The 503-nt window shown below is 63.6% G+C and carries 1 protein-coding gene; it reads right to left on the reverse strand.

The window, feature by feature from the left end; translation table 11 throughout:
• A partial coding sequence (locus tag ACSFA3_RS22595; RefSeq protein ID WP_475544574.1) for a glycosyltransferase family protein occupies positions 1-503 on the reverse strand: 503 nt, incomplete at both ends.

Consider the following 503-nt stretch of genomic DNA (forward strand, 5'->3'; position numbering starts at 1 on the left):
CAGGCCGCGCGCGAAATCAAAGAGCCAGAAGAGATCAGGAAGGCGCAGCGAACCAGCGGCTCGGTGAAGGGCTTTCGCAGGTCGAATTGATAGACACGCTTGCCCTCCAGGCCGAATTGCGGAATCAGTGCGTCCAGGTTCGTGTCGTGGACGAGCGGGCCGATCAGGAAGGCAGCGTCTTCTTCACTCACGCCGTCATCGCCCGTGTCGCGATCGTGTTTCCTGCCCTGCGCCGCTACCGCGGCCTGGCACATGGCATCGAAGTAGCCGGCCGGCAGCTCCGAATCCTGATCGAGCAGAAAGAAGAGTTCAACGCCCCGCGCTTCGAGCTCGACGATGCCGCAGTTGAAGGCACCCGCGATGCCGCCACGGTTGCCGTTGTGCAGCACGGCGATCCCCGCGTCGACAAGCGTGCGATGCCAGTCGCCCACTTCTGGCGTGTTGTCGACCACGCAAAGGCGCGGGCACGCCTCTGCAAGCGAATGGAGGTTCGTCAGTTGCCC

The sequence above is a fragment of the Variovorax glucosi genome (assembly GCF_051216695.1).
Lineage (GTDB): Bacteria > Pseudomonadota > Gammaproteobacteria > Burkholderiales > Burkholderiaceae_C > Variovorax.